General features: G+C 29.4%; 2 protein-coding genes. Both read right to left on the bottom strand.

The genetic code is table 11. The annotated features are described in order from the left end of the window. Positions 1-70 precede the first annotated feature (70 nt). Positions 71-2701, bottom strand: a complete 2631-nt coding sequence (locus tag BM212_RS12110; protein ID WP_342714080.1) for a YobI family P-loop NTPase — start codon at positions 2699-2701, stop codon at positions 71-73. Continuing rightward, complete coding sequence (locus BM212_RS12695; protein WP_156849208.1) at positions 2686-2847, bottom strand: hypothetical protein; 162 nt, start codon at positions 2845-2847, stop codon at positions 2686-2688. The genes BM212_RS12110 and BM212_RS12695 overlap by 16 nt, the downstream gene beginning before the upstream one ends. Positions 2848-3042 lie beyond the last annotated feature (195 nt).

Raw genomic sequence — 3042 nt, forward strand, 5'->3', positions numbered from 1 at the left:
ATGGATTAGTTCTACAAGAAAGTATATAAATTTTAGCAAGTAAGAAACAATAGAAACGTTGTATAGTATTTTACACAGGATTATGGACTTGACTGTTTTCTGAATTCATTAATCGAGTTAAACTTTCGTGCTTAAACTTCCCAATACCTGATCTGTCTGGTACTATTCCTTCAAATAGAGCAATTTCCTCAATATTTTCATAATTAAATTCATACAAATCATTCTTAATTATTGACTTAAACAACTTATTGTACATTTGTTCATGATTAATTTTAGTTAATTTAATTTCCATTTTTTCAAGTTTAGTAATTCCGTTTTCGCTAAACTGATTCCATGTTGCCTCGGAGACGTTTTCTAATAACGAGCTATTTTGATTAATAAACTCTACTAAGATTGAGTTTTCTTTTTCGTAGGCTTCGTTATCGCTATTCAAATAGATTAATCCGTCAAACACCAAATCTTTCAACAAGTTATCTCTTTCTTCACTTATACCCTTATTTTCATATTTCTTGATTGCGTAGGAAAGGAAATTTTTCCAAGTCGAGAACAAAGTCACAGTAAAAAATAGTATATTCTCAGTACCTTTTTCGTCATTATATTTTAAGAGATTCTCATACAAATCTAGTACAAATTTATAGTTATGGTTTTGTCTAGCCACAGATAATATTGTAGAAAACTGGTTTTCCATCTTCTTGTCTATAATGTACTCAGATAAACTAAAGTTAAGAATACCAACTTTTTTATAATCTTCATTCTTCAATATCTCAATAAGTGACTCTATATTTCTTAACTTTTTACTTGGGTCACCTTTACTAGATGAAAGTAAGTTTCTTACAAACAATTTGTCTTCCCTTTTTAAATCGTTTGGATAAAAGTAATTCATATAATCCTCATAATTTTCATCTATATAACCGTTGCTTAGTAGAAATAATATTAAATCATAGTAACCGCTATTCTTTATATCCTCGTGTCCTTGGAGTTCCTTTTCAAAATGATTACTATCAAAGACCTCTGAGAGAGGTTGCGTCTCTACTTGCTTTTTTTTTATTTTTAAATCCTGAATTTTAGAACTAACTATTACTTTTTTTCCATTTTTTATATCTTCCACTATTTTTTTATCTTGTTGATATTCAGGTGTATCTCCCATTTTCTTCAAAAGCGATTCGAGTGAAATAGGTTCTGAAGATTTGGTGTACAGATTACTATAGTTTTGATATTTTTTTAATTTTACTTTTGATAAATTCTTTCCTTCAAGTACTTTTCGTACGTACTCCATTCTTGTGGGGTACGTATCTTCAGATTCACCATCAACTAAAATGCTTTCTGTTGTCAAATGAGTTTCTTTTAGTCTATCGAAAGAAACTAGTGAACTAGATTCCAACTCTTCTAGTTCACTTTCCAGATTAAAAATTTCACTATCTATAATACTTTTTTCTTGATCATAAGTATCTCGCTTATTATTTAGAATCGAATAAATAAATCCTTTCCCATATTGCAATTGAGAAAAATCCCTAGGGAAAATATTTTTATATGTTACCATACCTAACAATTTATTTTGATCTAATGAAGACGTATTAATTTCACTATCGTATATCGTATACTCGTTAAAAATATTTTTAATTAACCTCATATCATCAATATAAAATGATAAGTTTCTCAAAAAAGTTCTATCAATTTCTTTAATTGATCCAAAAATTTCCATCATCTTATTGAAAGAATTAGACGAGCTAACAGTTGGTACTACTGGAATAATTAAATCAAAAAATTTTGTCCTATCTTTTGATACAAAAATATCATCTTTTATGAGGTATAAAAACACTAATTTCTTATGAGTGTCTTTTCCTGCTAAATCATCTTGCTTTCTTTTATTTATTAGCTGGTTAAGTTCTCTAAGTTTTCTAAATACATCAGTACTTCCAAAGCGATCTAAATCTTCGAATACGATAACATCTGCACCACTATTTTCAAATAGATAAATTACTTCGTTTAAATGCTCATCAAAAAAAGAATTTTCACTATTTTTAAAAAGCTCAATTTCATTCCCACGAATTGAAACCTTTCTGATTAACGATCTGTTGATTTGAGCACTTCCAAAAACATAAGTTAAATACCCAATCAGCCCCAAAAGTGCAGCAGCAGCAAACACCCTTAAAGAAGGATTGATTGTACGGTACAGCAAATTCATGTGATTGATTTGTACGAAAGCAGCCCAATCGTCAAATCTTAATAAGAAAATTGAGAATGCGAGCACTAACGGTACTATAATCGCCCACACAATAATTTTTCTAACTGAATTGTTCTTTTTAACTTTAGTAAAAGCTTGAGGAACATTTTTAACATTAACCTGGTGCAGTAGCTGATTAATAATTTTACCTTCTATTTCTTTGAATTCTTTAAAAGGCTGAGTAGGAGCTTCACTTATTTTTTGGTTAACCGATTTCATTTCTGGAGTTACTTCTTGTTGATTTAATACTAGTGAATTGCTATCATCATCAATAGTATCGTATTTACCAAGAGCTACATGAATAAATTTCATTTGTTCATTCTCTGTTTTGTAACTTTCAATTATACTACTTTTTCCTGCACCATAGGGTCCAGTTAATCCTACATTGTAAATACTATCATCTTCCATCATTTGATTAAGAGCGTCTTCGTATTTACCTAACTCAACATCATTAACTGGACCTAATGATTCAAAAATATACTTTTTTTCTTTATTTTTTTACTGTTACCTGTGTCTGCTTCAGACTTGTTTTGACTCAGTGTCTCTATTTCCTTTTCTGAAATTATCAGTCCTTTAAACATACCTCTCCAAGACATTATTCTTTCTATGTATTTATCATCCACTTATAACACCCTCTTTTTTACTTAGGATTTACTTCTAAATATTATTATACATCAAAACATTAATTTATTTGCTTAAACTAAGTACCAATAGGGTATACTCTGAGAGTGTAAAATATCTTGTGTAAATAGAAAAAAGGAAGTCCCTTCTGTAGAATAGAGTTACCACACTACATTCACAGAAAAGAGGACTTCCCT

It is taken from the genome of Marinilactibacillus piezotolerans (assembly GCF_900114235.1).
Lineage (GTDB): Bacteria > Bacillota > Bacilli > Lactobacillales > Carnobacteriaceae_A > Marinilactibacillus > Marinilactibacillus piezotolerans.